15 protein-coding genes and 3 tRNA genes are annotated in these 15,746 nt (G+C 70.7%); 10 read left to right on the top strand and 8 right to left on the bottom strand.

All coding sequences use genetic code 11. From position 1 onward, the window contains the following. Positions 1-110: 110 nt before the first annotated feature. Positions 111-962, bottom strand: a complete 852-nt coding sequence (locus ACZ7LV_RS34660; protein ID WP_471945337.1) for a DUF8083 family protein — start codon at positions 960-962, stop codon at positions 111-113. A gap of 221 nt (positions 963-1,183) precedes the next feature. Between ACZ7LV_RS34660 and ACZ7LV_RS34655 the strand changes: the two genes are divergently transcribed. Both ACZ7LV_RS34655 and ACZ7LV_RS34650 read left to right on the top strand, forming a co-directional pair. After that, on the top strand, positions 1,184-2,284 hold the full coding sequence (locus ACZ7LV_RS34655; protein WP_471945336.1) for a Leu/Phe/Val dehydrogenase: 1,101 nt from the start codon (positions 1,184-1,186) through the stop codon (positions 2,282-2,284). Positions 2,285-2,587: 303 nt separating this feature from the next. Beyond that, positions 2,588-2,839: a DUF3073 domain-containing protein gene (locus ACZ7LV_RS34650; protein ID WP_401674599.1), complete on the top strand. Its 252-nt coding sequence runs from the start codon at positions 2,588-2,590 to the stop codon at positions 2,837-2,839. A 71-nt stretch (positions 2,840-2,910) separates the two neighbouring features. Here the strand turns inward: ACZ7LV_RS34650 and purM are convergent, their stop codons facing one another. From purM to purS, 7 genes are all read right to left on the bottom strand, one after another. Further along, positions 2,911-4,011 carry a phosphoribosylformylglycinamidine cyclo-ligase gene (gene purM / locus ACZ7LV_RS34645; protein WP_471945335.1) on the bottom strand — a complete coding sequence of 367 codons (1,101 nt, stop codon included), beginning with the start codon at positions 4,009-4,011 and terminating at the stop codon, positions 2,911-2,913. Between the two features lie 40 nt (positions 4,012-4,051). Continuing rightward, a complete protein-coding gene (gene purF / locus ACZ7LV_RS34640) occupies positions 4,052-5,578 on the bottom strand; it encodes an amidophosphoribosyltransferase (RefSeq protein WP_471945334.1) in 1,527 nt (508 codons plus the stop codon). A 60-nt stretch (positions 5,579-5,638) separates the two neighbouring features. Next, a complete protein-coding gene (locus ACZ7LV_RS34635) occupies positions 5,639-6,451 on the bottom strand; it encodes an META domain-containing protein (RefSeq protein ID WP_471945333.1) in 813 nt (270 codons plus the stop codon). Positions 6,452-6,490: 39 nt separating this feature from the next. Then, the gene (locus ACZ7LV_RS34630; protein WP_471945332.1) at positions 6,491-7,288 is read right to left on the bottom strand and encodes a maleylpyruvate isomerase family mycothiol-dependent enzyme; all 798 of its coding nucleotides are present in this window, start codon (positions 7,286-7,288) and stop codon (positions 6,491-6,493) included. Between the two features lie 391 nt (positions 7,289-7,679). Continuing rightward, complete coding sequence (purL, locus tag ACZ7LV_RS34625) at positions 7,680-9,938, bottom strand: phosphoribosylformylglycinamidine synthase subunit PurL (RefSeq protein WP_471945331.1); 2,259 nt, start codon at positions 9,936-9,938, stop codon at positions 7,680-7,682. Next, a complete protein-coding gene (gene purQ / locus ACZ7LV_RS34620; RefSeq protein ID WP_401674617.1) occupies positions 9,935-10,615 on the bottom strand; it encodes a phosphoribosylformylglycinamidine synthase subunit PurQ in 681 nt (226 codons plus the stop codon). Before purQ ends, purL begins: the two co-directional genes overlap by 4 nt. Then, positions 10,612-10,875: a phosphoribosylformylglycinamidine synthase subunit PurS gene (gene purS / locus ACZ7LV_RS34615; protein ID WP_053763366.1), complete on the bottom strand. Its 264-nt coding sequence runs from the start codon at positions 10,873-10,875 to the stop codon at positions 10,612-10,614. The genes purQ and purS overlap by 4 nt, the downstream gene beginning before the upstream one ends. 310 nt (positions 10,876-11,185) lie before the next feature. Here purS and ACZ7LV_RS34610 point away from each other — a divergent pair, with 310 nt between their 5' ends. The 8 genes from ACZ7LV_RS34610 (at position 11,186) to ACZ7LV_RS34575 (ending at position 15,727) form a co-directional block, all read left to right on the top strand. Beyond that, positions 11,186-11,503: a histone-like nucleoid-structuring protein Lsr2 gene (locus tag ACZ7LV_RS34610; RefSeq protein WP_365454801.1), complete on the top strand. Its 318-nt coding sequence runs from the start codon at positions 11,186-11,188 to the stop codon at positions 11,501-11,503. A gap of 152 nt (positions 11,504-11,655) precedes the next feature. Then, positions 11,656-11,727: transfer RNA gene (locus tag ACZ7LV_RS34605), tRNA-Gly, on the top strand. 81 nt (positions 11,728-11,808) lie between these two features. Further along, a tRNA-Gly gene (locus tag ACZ7LV_RS34600) sits at positions 11,809-11,881 on the top strand. A 150-nt stretch (positions 11,882-12,031) separates the two neighbouring features. Then, entirely contained in the window at positions 12,032-12,994 is a 963-nt protein-coding gene (locus ACZ7LV_RS34595; RefSeq protein ID WP_471945330.1) for an ABC transporter ATP-binding protein, read from the top strand. Continuing rightward, positions 12,991-13,761, top strand: a complete 771-nt coding sequence (locus ACZ7LV_RS34590) for an ABC transporter permease (protein ID WP_471945329.1) — start codon at positions 12,991-12,993, stop codon at positions 13,759-13,761. Before ACZ7LV_RS34595 ends, ACZ7LV_RS34590 begins: the two co-directional genes overlap by 4 nt. 20 nt (positions 13,762-13,781) lie before the next feature. Beyond that, on the top strand, positions 13,782-15,026 hold the full coding sequence (locus ACZ7LV_RS34585; protein WP_471945328.1) for a sensor histidine kinase: 1,245 nt from the start codon (positions 13,782-13,784) through the stop codon (positions 15,024-15,026). Further along, on the top strand, positions 15,023-15,631 hold the full coding sequence (locus tag ACZ7LV_RS34580) for a response regulator (RefSeq protein ID WP_471945327.1): 609 nt from the start codon (positions 15,023-15,025) through the stop codon (positions 15,629-15,631). Before ACZ7LV_RS34585 ends, ACZ7LV_RS34580 begins: the two co-directional genes overlap by 4 nt. Before the next feature lie 23 nt (positions 15,632-15,654). Continuing rightward, positions 15,655-15,727 (top strand) — tRNA-Gly (locus ACZ7LV_RS34575). The last annotated feature ends 19 nt before the right edge of the window (positions 15,728-15,746 follow it).

Genomic DNA, 15,746 nt, shown 5'->3' with positions numbered 1-15,746 from the left:
ACGTGCGCTCCATCACGCTTGTCGCATGCATCACACTCTTGACACATACGCCCAGATCGGGCTCTGGATCCCTTGTTGACGGACCGTAAGCCAGGTCACAGGACGGTACGTCAGTTCGCCGAGCGCAGGTCCCGCACCGAGCGCCAGCGCTCCACGAGGCGGGCGTACGCCTCGCCCGCCGCGACCCCGTCGCCCTGGCGCAGCGCCTCGATCCCCTCGGCCACGTCGGCCGCCGAGTGGTCGCCCTCCAGATCACCGGCCCGCAGGGCGTGCACCAGCCCGCCGTAGTCGAGTTCGACCAGGGAGCGCGGGTGGAACTCCTCCAGCCAGCGCCCGACGTCCACGAGGCCGTCGATCAGCGGCCCCTCGTCCATGGCGTTCCGCAGCGTGCGCAGACCCCGGGCCACCCGGCGACGGGCCTGGACCATGGGGGTGCGGTAGCGCAGCACGGGCGGGACCGCGTCGGTGCCGCCGGAGCCCTGGTCGTACTCCCGCTCCTCGTCGGAGACGAGGACGAACCAGTTCAGCGGCACCTGCCAGGTCGCCGTGCGGATCCAGGGGCGGGCGTCCGGGTTGCCGGCCAGCCAGCGCTCGTAGTCCTGGGTCGCCTGGTGGCGCAGGACCGGCGGCAGCACGGCGTCCAGCAGCGGGGGCGGGAGCTCCTCCGCGAGATCACCGAGGGCCTGCCAGCCTCGCAGCCGGGTCCGCCAGGGGCAGACGTGGACCACCCCGTCGGCCTCCAGCACGAAGGCGTCCGCGCTCTCGTGCACCGGCACGGGCACGGGCGGGGTCGGCAGCAAGTCGGCCAGCGAGCGGCGCAGTTCGTCCTGGTACGAGGGGCGGTCGGGCCGGCGGGCGTAGCGGGCCCAGTGATCGCGCTCCTGCTCCGGGAAGGCGGCCAGCGGCTCGTACACGCGCAGGTACGCCGCGTACGGGACGATCACCGAGGACACCTTGGGCACGCCTGCTCCCTCCCCCGCCGCCTGCCGGGGAAACCTGCGGAACCCGCCCACAAACGCGCGGGAAAACTATGCAAATCGTCGCACGGACGTACTCCGTGCGGAGGTGATCCTGAGCACTGCTCGGTCGGCGGGGCCGGAAGGCTCTAATCTCATGCTCACAGGCCCCGCCACCCGCACGGGACCCCGTCCGATCGCCGCTTTTTACCTCAGGAGTCACCACCGTGACCGACGTAGCCGGCGCACCTGCTGATGTACTGCACACCCTGTTCCACTCGGACCAGGGCGGACATGAGCAAGTCGTGCTCTGCCAGGACCCCGCGAGCGGCCTGAAGGCCGTGATCGCCCTTCACTCCACCGCCCTCGGCCCCGCCCTCGGCGGTACCCGCTTCTACCCGTACGCGAACGAGGCCGAGGCGGTCGCCGACGCGCTCAACCTCGCGCGCGGGATGTCGTACAAGAACGCCATGGCCGGGCTGGACCACGGCGGCGGCAAAGCGGTGATCATCGGCGACCCCGAGCGGATCAAGAGCGAGGAGCTGCTGCTCGCCTACGGGCGCTTCGTGGCCTCCCTCGGTGGCCGGTACGTCACCGCCTGTGACGTCGGCACGTACGTCGCCGACATGGACGTCGTGGCCCGGGAGTGCCGCTGGACCACCGGCCGCTCCCCCGAGAACGGCGGGGCGGGCGACTCCTCCGTCCTCACGGCCTTCGGCGTCTACCAGGGCATGCGCGCCTCCGCACAGCACCTGTGGGGCGACCCCTCGCTGCGCGGCCGCCGGGTCGGCATCGCCGGTGTCGGCAAGGTCGGCCACCACCTGGTGGAGCACCTGATGGCGGAGGGCGCCGAGGTCCACGTCACGGACGTGCGCGAGGACGCCGTGCGCCGGGTCACCGAGCGGCACCCGGGCGTCACGGCGGTCGCCGACACCGACGCGCTGATCCGCGTCGACGGCCTCGACATCTACGCCCCCTGCGCGCTCGGCGGGGCGCTGAACGACTACTCCGTGCCGGTGCTGACCGCGCGGGTGGTGTGCGGCGCGGCCAACAACCAGCTGGCCCATCCGGGTGTCGAGAAGGACCTCGCCGACCGCGGGATCCTCTACGCGCCCGACTACGTGGTGAACGCCGGCGGCGTCATCCAGGTCGCGGACGAACTCCACGGCTTCGACTTCGACCGGTGCAAGGCGAAGGCGGCGAAGATCTACGACACCACGCTGGCCATATTCGCACGTGCGAAGGCGGATGGGATTCCGCCGGCCGCCGCTGCCGACCGGATCGCCGAGCAGCGGATGGCGGAGGCCCGCGCGGCCCGCGGATGGTGACGTTCCGCAGGCCTCCTCGGAGGGTTTGAGCGGTACCTGCCGGTGGACAGTTGGAGAGAACTCTCACTTCGACCGGCGGGTCGGCCGCCAATAAGTGGTTAAAATCGCCACTGACCAGCGAGGACGGGGCGCCTCGCAGGTTCTGTGCACACGCGCGTGCTGCGGGCGACGTACCGTATGGGCGCGGGCTCAGGTACCGTGGAAGCCCTACGGACCGGTCTCTCCACGGAGAGCCCGTGCCGGAACATGAACGCGTGTCAAGACTCTGGGGCCGTCGAGCCCCGTCGTTGAGGGGGTCGAGCCATGGGGCGCGGCCGGGCCAAGGCCAAGCAGACGAAGGTCGCCCGCCAGCTGAAGTACAACAGCGGTGGGACAGATCTCTCACGCCTGGCCGAGGAGCTGGGCGCATCGACTGCGAATACGTCGCCGAGTACGAACGGTGATCAATTCGAGGACGATGAGCAGGACGACGACCTGTACGCACGGTACGCCGACCTCTATGAGGACGACGACGAGGACGAGGAAGGCCAGTCCTCACATCGTCGCGGCGCTTGACCTTGCACTGAACACCCACCCGGTCGGTGACCCCTGGTCACCGACCGGGTTCTGTGCTGCCCGCACGGGGCTCAGCTGTCGTAGTCGCCGACCAGGGCCGCGCCCGCGGGGTGCTCGCCACGGTCCGTGATCTCGCCGGCCACCCATGCCTCGACCCCGCGGTCGGCCAGGGTCGCCAGGGCCACCTCGGTGGACTCCTCCGGGACGATCGCGATCATGCCGACGCCCATGTTGAGGGTCTTCTCCAGCTCCAGGCGCTCGACGTCACCCGCCCTGCCGACCAGGTCGAAGACCGGCGCCGGGGTCCAGGTGGAGCGGTCCACGATCGCGTGCAGGCCGTCCGGGACGACCCGGGCCAGGTTGGCCGCGAGACCACCGCCCGTGACGTGGCTGTAGGCGTGCACCTCGGTGGTGCGGGTGAGCGCGAGGCAGTCCAGCGAGTAGATCTTCGTCGGCTCCAGCAGCTCCTCCCCGAGGGTGCGGCCGAGGTCGTCGACGTGGGCCTCCAGGGACAGGCCCGCCTGGTTCAGCAGGACATGCCGGACCAGCGAGTACCCGTTCGAGTGAAGACCGGAGGACGCCATGGCGATGACGGCGTCACCCGTTCGGATGCGGTCCGCGCCCAGCAGCCGGTCGGCCTCCACCACGCCCGTACCGGCGCCGGCGACGTCGAAGTCGTCCTCGCCCAGCAGGCCGGGGTGCTCGGCCGTCTCACCGCCCACCAGGGCGCAGCCGGCCAGCACGCAGCCTTCCGCGATGCCCTTCACGATGGCGGCGACCCGCTCGGGGTGCACCTTGCCGACGCAGATGTAGTCGGTCATGAACAGCGGCTCCGCGCCGCACACCACGATGTCGTCCATGACCATCGCGACCAGGTCATGGCCGATCGTGTCGTACACACCCATCTGGCGGGCGACGTCGACCTTGGTGCCCACGCCGTCCGTGGCGGAGGCGAGGAGCGGGCGCTCGTAGCGCTTGAGGGCGGAGGCGTCGAAGAGGCCGGCGAAACCGCCGAGGCCGCCGAGGACCTCGGGGCGCTGCGTCTTCTTCACCCACTCCTTCATCAACTCGACCGCGCGGTCGCCCGCCTCGATGTCGACACCGGCGGCCGCGTAGGAGGCACCGGTGACAGGACCCGTCGCCGGAGGCGACTGATTGTCTGCAGCAGACATTGCCTGGGATCTTTCGGTTGGTGATACGAGGCTCTGAGGCCTACGGACGGCGGATCGCGTCGGCCGCGGCCGTGGCCGCCGGACCGGCCGCCAGCTCGGTCTCCAGAAGCTGCTTGCCCAGCAGTTCGGGGTCCGGGAGCTCCATCGGGTACTCGCCGTCGAAGCAGGCGCGGCACAGGTTCGGCTTGGCGATGGCGGTTGCCTCGATCATGCCGTCGATGGAGATGTACGCCAGGGAGTCGGCGCCGAGCGAGGTGCCGATCTCCTCGATCGTCATGCCGTTGGCGATGAGCTCGGCCCGGGTGGCGAAGTCGATGCCGAAGAAGCAGGGCCACTTGACGGGCGGCGAGGAGATCCGGATGTGCACCTCGGCGGCGCCCGCCTCGCGGAGCATGCGGACCAGGGCGCGCTGGGTGTTGCCGCGGACGATCGAGTCGTCGACGACGACCAGCCGCTTGCCCTTGATGACTTCCTTCAGCGGGTTCAGCTTCAGCCGGATGCCGAGCTGGCGGATCGTCTGGGAGGGCTGGATGAACGTACGTCCGACGTACGCGTTCTTCACCAGACCCGCACCGAAGGGGATGCCCGAGGCCTCGGCGTAGCCGATGGCGGCCGGGGTGCCCGATTCCGGGGTCGCTATGACCAGGTCGGCCTCGGCGGGCGCCTCCTTGGCGAGCCGGCGGCCCATCTCGACCCGGCTCAGGTACACGTTCCGGCCGGCGATGTCGGTGTCGGGGCGGGCCAGGTAGACGTACTCGAAGACACAGCCCTTGGGCTTCGCGTCCGCGAATCGCGAGGTACGCAGGCCGTTCTCGTCGATGGCGAGGAACTCGCCCGGCTCCACCTCGCGCACGAAGCTGGCCCCGACGATGTCCAGGGCGGCACTCTCGGACGCCACGACCCAGCCGCGCTCCAGGCGGCCGAGGACCAGCGGGCGGACGCCCTGCGGGTCACGGGCGGCGTAGAGGGTGTGCTCGTTCATGAAGACGAGGCTGAAGGCTCCCCTGACCTGTGGCAGGACGACCGGGGCGGCCTCCTCGACGGTCAGCGGCTTGCCGTCGGCGTCGACCTGCGCGGCCAGCAGGGCCGTCAGCAGGTCGGTGTCGTTGGTGGCGGCGACCCGGGTGGTACGGCCGTCCTGCTTGGGGAGTTCGGCGACCATCTCGGCGAGCTTGGCCGTGTTGACCAGGTTGCCGTTGTGGCCGAGCGCGATGGAGCCGTGCGCGGTCGCGCGGAACGTCGGCTGGGCGTTCTCCCACACCGAGGCACCGGTGGTGGAGTAGCGGGCGTGACCGACCGCGATGTGGCCCTGCAGGGAACCTAGCGACGTCTCGTCGAAGACCTGGGACACCAGGCCCATGTCCTTGAAGACGAGGATCTGGGAGCCGTTGCTGACCGCGATTCCCGCGGATTCCTGGCCCCGATGCTGGAGGGCGTAGAGCCCGAAGTACGTGAGCTTTGCGACCTCTTCGCCTGGAGCCCAGACACCGAAGACGCCGCATGCGTCCTGGGGGCCCTTCTCGCCGGGAAGCAGATCGTGATTGAGTCGACCGTCACCACGTGGCACGCCACCGAGTGTAGGCGAGGTCGTCCACTGGTCCGAATTGGGGATACCGGGCGGTAGAGATCACTTTCCGGCACCGGCCGTGACAGTCTCGCCGTTTTCGCTGGTCAGCGTCAGGCTGTGGTGGTCCAGTCGATAGGTCACGGTGCCGTCGAAGAAGCCCAGCAGGCGCTTTTCGGTCGCCATGAGTGAGGCTTCGCACATCATGCGCGTGGTGGACGCGGGGCCGAGCGTGATCCGCCCGTCGCGGACGGTGGCCTCGGCGGTCACCTTGTTGCAGGTGAGCCGGCCGCTGACCTGGCCGGTGGCCTTGTCGAAGGTGAGGTGGGCCGTGCCTTCGGCGCCCTGGGGGAGGGACTCGGCCGTGCCGTCCGGGCCGCCCTTGCCGAGGGCGGTGATCGTCCACTTCGTCCCGTACAGCGGGGCGGCCTTCTCCTCCGTCAGGCGGACGGTGTCGCCGGCCTCCGTGGTGAGCGTCAGGTGGTCGCCTTCGACCTCGGTCCGCAGGGCGCCGTCGGCGAGGGTGCGGGCGAGGTTCTTCTCGAAGGTCATGGGCTTCTCCTCGCAGGCCATCTCGGTCGTGGTCGCGTCGCCGAGCCGGACGCGGTCGCCGTCGAAGGAGGCCTGCGCGCTGAAGTGGTTGCAGCCGTAGTTGCCCTGCGCCTTGCCGCTCTCGTCGATCGTGACGTGCGCGTCGGCGGGGGCGTCGTGCTGCGTGCCGTCGACGGTGACGCTGTCGACGCTCCAGTGGACGCCGGTGACGGGCTTCGAGGCGTCGGCCGTCGTACTGCCCGCCTGCTCACTGCCGCAGGCGACGGCGAGCGGGAGGAGAGCGAGGGCCGAGGTGACGGTGAGGTACTGCTTCTGCCTGGACATGCCGATTCGACGGGGCGGGTGGGGTGATCGGTTCCCCTCTCAGGCCATCAGGGGGAGCAGATTCGCCAGATCGGCCCGTTCCCCGCTGGCGCTCACCTTGGCCTCGGCGAGGGCGTCCGGCCAGGTGAGGCGTCCGGTCGCGAGCCGGATCCAGGTGAGCGGGTCCGTCTCGACGACGTTGGGCGGGGTGCCCCGGGTGTGCCGCGGACCCTCGACGCACTGCACCACGGCGTACGGCGGGATCCGCACCTCGGTGGAGCCGCCCGGGGCCTTCGCGGCGAGCGCGTCGGCGAGGAGGCGGGTCGCGGCGGCGAGGGCCTGCCTGTCGAGGGGGACGTCCAGTCCCGGCACCGCGGCGTTGAGGTCGTCGGTGTGCACGACCAGCTCGACGGTGCGGGTGACGACGTAGTCGGCCAGGGGGAGCGCGCCGGCGCTGGTCGGGAGCAGACGGGTGCCCGGGTGCGCGTCGAGGTCGGCGGTGAAGCGCCGCTCGACGTCGGCGAGGTGGGCGTCCAGGTCGGGATGGAGCTCGGCGAGGTGCCGGGCCGTGCCGGCGATCGCCGGTGCGTCGGCGCCGATGGCGGCGGGCCAGTCGGACAACCGCGCGTCCTGCCGCGCGGGCTCGGCCTCGCCGAGCAGCCGGCTCACGGCGGCGAGCGCCATCCCGGTGTGCGCGACGAGATCCCGCACGACCCAGTCCCCCAACCGCGTGGGCAACGCGAGCTGCTCCGGGGTGAGGCCGCGGACGGCGCGACGCACCTCGCCGAACTGTGCCAGAACGGCAGCACGGGTCTTGACGGGGTCGTAGGCACGGGGGCGTTTCTTGGCCGGGGGCATGGCGGGAGCCTACGACCGTGCGCGCCGGGAGCGCGGCGGGGGCGGCGGAGCGGACGGGCATCGGCGTCCCCGCCCGGACAGACACCGCAGCCACCGCAAGCACCACATCCCTGGCCGCCGCCGGGCCGGGCGCCGCGAACCACTGCCGACCACCATCCGGGCGGTCACCGGGGCGGTACCGCAGCCACTGCCGTGACGCACACCGCGGCCGCCCGCCGGCACCACCACCCGGGCCGCCACCGGAAAAGCACCCCACCACTGCCCGAGCCGGCGACGCAACCACCGCCGGGACGGACACCGCGGCCGGCCGGGGGGCGCTGTCGGGCGGGTGGCGGGGTGGCGAAGGCCCCGCCCGGGAACGGGCGGGGCCTTGTGGCCGTCGGGCGGGTGGTTACGCGAGGAGGGTCGGGATGGTGGACTCGTGTGCGGTGCGGAGTTCTTCCAGGGGGAGGGTGAACTCGCCCTGGAGGTCGATCGTGGTGCCGTCGACGACACCGACCCGGGTCGCCGGGAGGGCGCGGGCGCCGCACATGTCGGTGAAGCGGAGTTCCTCGGAGCGGGGGACCGCGACGATCGCGCGCCCCGCGGACTCGGAGAAGAGGAACGTGAAGGCGTCCAAGCCGTCGGGGACGACCAGGCGGGCGCCCTTGCCGCCGAGCAGCGCCGACTCGACGACCGCCTGGATCAGTCCGCCGTCCGACAGGTCGTGCGCGGAGTCGATCATGCCGTCGCGGGAGGCCGAGATCAGGATCTCGGCCAGCAGGCGCTCGCGCTCCAGGTCGACCTCGGGCGGCAGGCCGCCGAGGTGGTCGTGGACGACCTGGGACCAGGCCGAGCCGCCGAACTCCTCGCGGGTGTCGCCGAGGAGGTAGAGCAGGTGCCCCTCCTCCTGGAAGGCGACCGGCGTGCGGCGGGCCACGTCGTCGATCACGCCGAGGACGGCGACGACCGGCGTCGGGTGGATCGCCGCCTCGCCGGTCTGGTTGTAGAGGGAGACGTTGCCGCCGGTCACGGGCGTGCCCAGCTGCTGACAGGCGTCCGCAAGTCCGCGTACCGCCTCCGCGAACTGCCACATCACCGCCGGGTCCTCGGGGGAGCCGAAGTTCAGGCAGTCGGAGACCGCGAGCGGCTTGGCGCCGGTCGTGGCCACGTTCCGGTAGGCCTCCGCCAGGGCCAGCTGCGCGCCCTTGTACGGGTCGAGCTTGGCGTAACGGCCGTTGCCGTCCGTCGCGATGGCGACGCCCAGGCCGGTCTCCTCGTCGATCCGGATCATGCCGGAGTCCTCGGGCTGGGCGAGGACGGTGTTGCCCTGGACGAAGTGGTCGTACTGAGAGGTGATCCACTTCTTCGACGCCTGGTTCGGGGACGCCACCAGCTTGAGGACCTGGTCCTTCAGCTCCTCGGCCGACTCCGGACGCGGCAGCTTGTTCGCGTCGTCCGCCTGGAGCGCGTCCTGCCAGGAGGGGCGGGCGTACGGACGCTCGTACACCGGGCCGTCGTGGGCGACGGTCCGCGGGTCGACGTCGACGATCTTCTCGCCGTGCCAGTAGATCTCCAGGCGGTCGCCGTCGGTCACCTCACCGATGACGGTGGCGATGACGTCCCACTTCGCGCAGATCTCCAGGAAGCGCTCGACCTTGCCCGGCTCGACGACCGCGCACATCCGCTCCTGCGACTCGCTCATCAGGATCTCCTCGGGGGAGAGCGTGGAGTCGCGCAGGGGTACGTCGTCGAGAACGACCGTCATGCCGCCGGAGCCGTTCGAGGCCAGCTCGGACGTGGCGCAGGACAGGCCTGCCGCGCCGAGGTCCTGGATGCCGACGACCAGCTTCTCGGCGAACGCCTCCAGGGTGCACTCGATGAGGAGCTTCTCCTGGAACGGGTCGCCCACCTGGACCGCGGGGCGCTTGGAGGGCTTCGCGTCGTCGAAGGTCTCGGAGGCGAGGATCGACGCGCCGCCGATGCCGTCGCCGCCGGTCCGGGCGCCGTACAGGATGACCTTGTTGCCCGCGCCGGACGCCTTGGCGAGGTGGATGTCTTCGTGCCGCATCACGCCGATGGCACCGGCGTTGACCAGCGGGTTGCCCTGGTAGCAGGAGTCGAAGACGACCTCGCCGCCGATGTTGGGCAGGCCCAGGCAGTTGCCGTAGCCGCCGATGCCGGCGACGACGCCGGGCAGCACGCGCTTGGTGTCGGGGTGGTCGGCGGCGCCGAAGCGCAGCGGGTCGACCACCGCGACCGGGCGGGCGCCCATCGCGATGATGTCGCGGACGATGCCGCCGACACCCGTGGCCGCGCCCTGGTAGGGCTCGACGTACGACGGGTGGTTGTGCGACTCGACCTTGAAGGTGACCGCGTAGCCGAGGCCGACGTCCACGACGCCGGCGTTCTCCCCGATGCCGACCAGCAGCGCGTCGCTCTGCGGCGCCTTCTCGCCGAACTGGCGGAGGTGGACCTTGGAGGACTTGTAGCTGCAGTGCTCGGACCACATGACCGAGTACATGGCGAGTTCGGCGCCGGTCGGGCGGCGGCCGAGGATCTCCACCACCCGCTCGTACTCGTCCTTCTTCAGGCCGAGTTCGGCCCAGGGCAGCTCGACGTCGGGGGTCGCGGCCGCGTGCTCGACCGTGTCCAGAGGCGTCCGGCTCATGCGTTGACCAGCTTCTTGAGGATCGAGGTGAAGAACGGCAGGCCGTCGGTGCGGCCGGTGCCGATGAGGGACTCGACGGCGTGCTCCGGGTGCGGCATGAGACCGACGACGTTCCCGGCCGCGTTGGTGACGCCGGCGATGTCGCGCTGCGAACCGTTGGGGTTGACGTCCAGGTAGCGGAAGGCGACCCGGCCCTCCGCCTCCAGCTCGTCGAGCGTGCGCTCGTCGGCGACGTACTGCCCGTCGATGTTCTTCAGCGGGATGTGGATCTCCTGGCCGGCGCTGTAGTCACTGGTCCAGGCGGTCCGGTCGTTCTCCACCCGCAGCTTCTGGTCGCGGCAGATGAAGTGCAGGTGGTTGTTGCGCAGCATCGTGCCGGGCAGCAGGTGGGCCTCGGTGAGGATCTGGAAGCCGTTGCAGATGCCGAGGACCGGCAGTCCGGACCTCGCCTGTTCGATGAGGGGCTCCATCACCGGCGAGAAGCGGGCGATGGCCCCGGCGCGCAGATAGTCGCCGTAGGAGAATCCCCCGCACAGCACCACGGCGTCGACCTGCTTGAGGTCCTTGTCCTTGTGCCAGAGGGCGACGGGCTCGGCGCCGGCGATACGGATCGCGCGCTGCGTGTCCCGGTCGTCGAGGCTGCCGGGGAAAGTGACGACGCCAATACGAGCGGTCACTTGGCGGCCTCCGCGACTTCCTCCACCTTGACGGTGAAGTCCTCGATCACGGTGTTGGCGAGGAAGGATTCCGCGAGCTCGTGGATGCGGGCGAGCGCGGCCTCGTCGACCGGTCCGTCCACTTCCAGTTCGAATCGCTTTCCCTGACGTACGTCGGAGATGCCGTCGAAACCGAGGCGCGGCAGTGCGCGCTGCACCGCCTGGCCCTGGGGGTCGAGGATCTCCGGCTTGAGCATGACGTCGACTACGACGCGTGCCACTGGCACTCCCGGTGTGTGGTGCTGAGCAGGTTCCTTCAGACTACCCGCACAAAATTTCTACGCGGGTAGAGTTGTAGGAAGCTACGGATCGATGGTCACGGTCACGCATCGACAGCGCGCGTTCACGAAAAGTTCCGGGAAAGATGCGAGATCCACCCGCGAGAGCTATTGCATCGGGACACGCGGAGAGATTTAGTCGGGCTTCACAATGCTTTGCCGGGCACTGTACAAATGAATTGGCAAAAGCCGACACTCGGCATGTCGTCGCAGCTGAGCTGGATAGACGTGCCGTACGAAGGGACCGATATTCGTGGCGCAGAAGGTCGTGGTCACTCTCTTTGACGACATCGACGGCTCGGAAGCGGCGGAAACGATCGCCTTCGGGCTCGACGGCAAGTCGTACGAGATCGACCTGAATGAAGCCAATGCCAAGAAACTGCGTAAGGCGCTCGCGCCCTACGTGGACGCCGGCCGCAAGCGGTCGAGGTCGGGCAAGGCCTACCGGCAGACGGAGGTCGCCCCCGACCCGGCGGCCGTGCGGGCCTGGGCACAGGCCAACAAAATGGACGTGCCGGCCCGGGGCCGCATCCCCAAGAAGGTCTACGAGGCGTTCACCGCGGCGCAGTGATCCCGGCGTCCGAACCGGCTCCGTGGGCCGGGCCCCGACGGGCGTTCAGACGCCCCCTGGCGCAACCGACTTGCACAGCACCCCAGGTGATCAGCTAGAGTCTGGAGCACGCCGACGGGCCGGGAAGAAAAAACCCAGCTCACGGAGTACATGCGGGTGTAGTTCAGTAGTAGAACATCCCCCTTCCAGGGGGAAGGCGCAGTGTGCGATTCCTGTCACCCGCTCTGCATCGCCGTACAGACCACACTTGTGGATCAGGTAGGCTGGTGCTCGCACCGATCGGTGAAAGCCGGTCGGGGGCATATGCGGACGTAGCTCAGTTGGTAGAGCGCAACCTTGCCAAGGTTGAGGTCGCGAGTTCGAGCCTCGTCGTCCGCTCTCTTTATCGAAGGCCCCGGTCAATGACCGGGGCCTTCGGCGTACGCGCAGGAGTCCGACGCCCTACCCGATGAGGCGTCTGACATTTGTCATGAGCAGTGATGACACCGTGCACTGCTTCCGGCGATCGCCCGCCGGGATGCTGAAGGCATGAACACGAACGAGCACGATCACGTGATTGAGGTCACCGATCTGAGCCGTGTCTACGGGGGCGGGTTCGAGGCGGTACGCGGGATCACGTTCCACGTGAAACATGCCGAGGTCTTCGCGCTGCTGGGCACCAACGGGGCGGGCAAGACGTCGACCGTCGAACTGCTGGAAGGCCTCGCGGCACCCTCCGGGGGTCGCGTCCGGGTACTGGGGCACGACCCCTACGCCGAGCGCGCCGCCGTCCGGCCGCGGACCGGGGTGATGCTGCAGGAGGGCGGGTTCCCCTCCGAGCTGACCGTCGCGGAGACGGTCCGGATGTGGGCCGGCTGCACGACCGGGGCGCGGCCCGTGGGCGAGGCGCTGGAGCTGGTCGGGCTCGGCCGGCGGCCCGACGTCCGTGTGAAGCAGCTGTCCGGGGGTGAACGGCGGCGGCTCGACCTGGCGCTGGCGCTGCTCGGCAGGCCCGAGGTGCTGTTCCTGGACGAGCCGACGACCGGCCTCGACGCCGAAGGGCGCCGCGACACCTGGGAGTTGGTCCGGGAACTGCGGGACGCCGGAACGACGGTGCTGCTGACCACGCACTACCTGGAGGAGGCCGAGGGTCTCGCCGACCGGCTGGCGATCCTGCACCAGGGGCGGATCGCCGAGACCGGGACCCCCGCCGAGGTGACGGCGACCCAGCCGGCCCGGATCTCCTTCGAGCTGCCCGAGTCCTACTTCCTCGGGGACCTGCCGGCCCTCGGCGAGCTGGGCGTCGTCGGGCACGAGACGGACGGCCGGACGGTACGGCTGCGCACGCACGAGGTGCAGCGGACCGCCACCGAGCTGCTCCTGTGGGCCCGCGGCGCCGGAGTCGAGCTGCGCGGGCTGGATGTGCGATCGGCCTCACTGGAGGAGGCGTTCCTGCGGATCGCCGGGCAGGCTTCGGCCGCCACGGCGGAGAAGGAAGGGGTGGCGGCATGAGCAGCACCACGGCCGGGGGCCGGATGTCCTCGCTGGCACGGGCGGAGTTGACGTTGCTCGGGCGCAGCCGCGCCACGCTGGTCACGGCGGTGGCCGTTCCCCTGCTGCTGCCGCTCAGCGTGCGCACCGCCGTCGACGGGATGGACCTCGCGGACGCCGGGCTCACCATCGGCACGGTGCTGCTGCCCGCCGCCATCGGCTTCTCCTTGCTCTTCGCCGTCTACTCGGCCCTGACCAGCGCCTACGTCGTGCGCCGGGAGGAACTCGTCCTGAAGCGGCTGCGCACCGGTGAGCTGCGGGACAAGGAGATCCTGCTGGCGACCGCGTTGCCGGCGTCGGCGATCGGGCTGGCCCAGTGCGTCCTGATGGCGGTCGGCGGCACGGTGCTGCTCGACCTCGGAGCACCGCCCGCGCCCCATCTGGCGGTCGTGGGAGTACTGGTGGGACTCGTGCTGTGCGGGGCACTGGCCGCGGTCACGGCCACTTTCACCCGGACCGCCGAGAGCGCCCAGGTGACCAGCCTGCCCCTGCTGTTCGTGTCCATGCTCGGCTCGGGTGTGACCATTCCCCTCGAAGTGCTGCCCGACCGCATCGCCTCGGTGTGCGAACTGCTGCCACTGACGCCCGTCATCACACTGGTGCGGGGCGCGTGGACCGGGGATCTGCCGGCCTACGAGGCGCTCGGGGCGCTGGCCGTCGCGCTGGCCTGGACCTGCCTCGCGGTGTTTGCTGTACAGCGGTGGTTCCGGTGGGAGCCGAGGCGCTGACGGACGGGAGTGGCGGTCGGATGTCCAGGCCGGGACGATGGTGGCGGAGCAAGAGCACGCCGGCGCAGGTGGAGACCTACACACGGTGGTCGTTCCACTTCTTCCCGGTGGTCGAGGCGGGAGTGTGTGGCCTGCCGCTCCTCGGAGGGGTACGGCAGCCGCTCGGGACCTGGCTGTTCCTGCTGATCTGCGTCCACGCGGCGTTCTGCGCGCTGGTCGCCACCTGGGCACTGGACTGGGTGCGCGGCCTGCGTCCCCAGCCGCTGCGGACGATGGGGGCGCTGGGTGTCTTCAGCGCGGCCTCGGTCGTCCTCGTGCTCGTGGTCCTCGACCGTGGCCCGGCCGACGACGACACCACGACCGCGCTCGGCACCATGACGGCCGCCGTGCTGTCGTTCGGCGTGGGCGCGCTGGCCCTCGGCGTCCGGGACCGGCGCCGGGTGGTCGGCCTCGTGCTCGGCTTCTCGGCGGGTACCGCCCTGACGGCCCTGGCGCTGGGCCGCTCCCCGTCCCAGGCGCTGGTGACGGGGGCGGTGGCGCTGTTCGCGACCGGCTTCCTCGCGTTCACCTCCGTCTTCTCCGTCTGGCTGCTCAACGGCGTCTACGAACTCGACGCCGCCCGGGAGACGCGGGCCCGGCTCGCCGTGGCGGAGGAACGCCTGCGGTTCGGGCGGGACATGCACGACGTGGTGGGACGCAACCTCGCCGTGATCGCCCTGAAGAGCGAGCTGGCGGTGCAACTGGCGCGGCGCGGGCGGCCCGAGGCCGTGGAGCAGATGATCGAGGTGCAGCGGATCGCGCAGGAGTCGCAGCGCGAGGTGCGGGAGGTCGTACGGGGCTACCGGGAGGCCGACCTCGGGGTCGAACTCGCCGGTGCGCAGGGCGTGCTGACGGCCGCCGGGATCGCCTGCGAGGTGTCCGGGGAGGAGACGGCGGCGAGACTGCCGGACGAGGTGCAGTCGGCGCTGGGGTGGGTGGTGCGGGAAGCGACCACCAATGTGCTGCGGCACGGGAATGCCGAACGATGCGTGGTGGGGCTGCGGATGCTCAAGGGGCGGGTGGTACTGACCGTGGAGAACGACGGAGTGACGGCTGTCGCGGGCGCCGGCACGGGGACGGGAACGGGCGGGGGCTCGGGGCTCGCCGGGCTGCGGGAGCGGCTGGCGGCGGTCGACGGGACGCTGGAGGCCGGTCCCTCCGGTCGCGGGCTGTTCCGGCTGGTGGCCGAGGTGCCGCTGACCGCCTCCGTAGGGGTGGCGTCGTGACCGTGCGGGTGCTGCTCGCCGACGACGAGCATCTGATCCGGGGTGCGCTGGCCGCCCTGTTGTCGCTGGAGGACGACCTCGTGGTGGTCGCCGAGGCGGCGAGCGGGCCGGAGGCGCTGGCGATGGCGCGGGCGCACGAGCCCGATGTGGCCGTGCTGGACCTCCAGATGCCGGGAGCCGACGGTGTGAAGGTCGCCACATCGCTGCGGACCGAACTGCCCGGCTGCCAGACGCTGATCGTCACCAGCCACGGGCGGCCGGGACATCTGAAGCGGGCCCTGGCGGCGGGCGTCCGGGGGTTCGTGCCGAAGACGGTCAGCGCGCAGCGGCTCGCGGAGATCATCCGCACCGTGCACGCCGGGAACCGTTACGTCGACCCCGAGTTGGCCGCGGACGCCATCTCCGCCGGTGACTCGCCCCTCACCGCCCGGGAGGCGGAGGTCCTGGAGCTGGCCGCCGACGGGGCACCGGTCGCGGAGATCGCCGAGCGGGCGGCGCTGTCCCAGGGGACCGTGCGGAACTATCTCTCGTCGGCCGTGTCCAAACTCGGTGTGGAGAACCGGCATGCGGCCGCACGTCTCGCCCGCGAGCGAGGTTGGGTATAGTTGCTGACGCGCCACGGCGCACTGCGGACGTAGCTCAGTTGGTAGAGCGCAACCTTGCCAAGGTTGAGGTCGCGAGTTCGAGCCTCGTCGTCCGCTCCGAGAAGAGCCCCCCGGT

The organism is Streptomyces sp. NPDC107562, from assembly GCF_055657325.1.
Note: the sequence above shows the minus strand (reverse complement) of the source record. Positions and strands in the feature narration are given on the sequence as shown.

What these genes read in the sequence shown, in the direction of transcription:
- ACZ7LV_RS34595 (WP_471945330.1), top strand. Translation starts at nt 12,032, where the DNA reads ATGAACACGAACGAGCACGATCACGTGATTGAGGTCACCGATCTGAGC.
- ACZ7LV_RS34635 (WP_471945333.1), bottom strand. Translation starts at nt 6,451, where the DNA reads ATGTCCAGGCAGAAGCAGTACCTCACCGTCACCTCGGCCCTCGCTCTC.
- ACZ7LV_RS34590 (WP_471945329.1), top strand. Translation starts at nt 12,991, where the DNA reads ATGAGCAGCACCACGGCCGGGGGCCGGATGTCCTCGCTGGCACGGGCG.
- purL (WP_471945331.1), bottom strand. Translation starts at nt 9,938, where the DNA reads ATGAGCCGGACGCCTCTGGACACGGTCGAGCACGCGGCCGCGACCCCC.
- purM (WP_471945335.1), bottom strand. Translation starts at nt 4,011, where the DNA reads ATGTCTGCTGCAGACAATCAGTCGCCTCCGGCGACGGGTCCTGTCACC.
- ACZ7LV_RS34650 (WP_401674599.1), top strand. Translation starts at nt 2,588, where the DNA reads ATGGGGCGCGGCCGGGCCAAGGCCAAGCAGACGAAGGTCGCCCGCCAG.
- ACZ7LV_RS34630 (WP_471945332.1), bottom strand. Translation starts at nt 7,288, where the DNA reads ATGCCCCCGGCCAAGAAACGCCCCCGTGCCTACGACCCCGTCAAGACC.
- ACZ7LV_RS34585 (WP_471945328.1), top strand. Translation starts at nt 13,782, where the DNA reads ATGTCCAGGCCGGGACGATGGTGGCGGAGCAAGAGCACGCCGGCGCAG.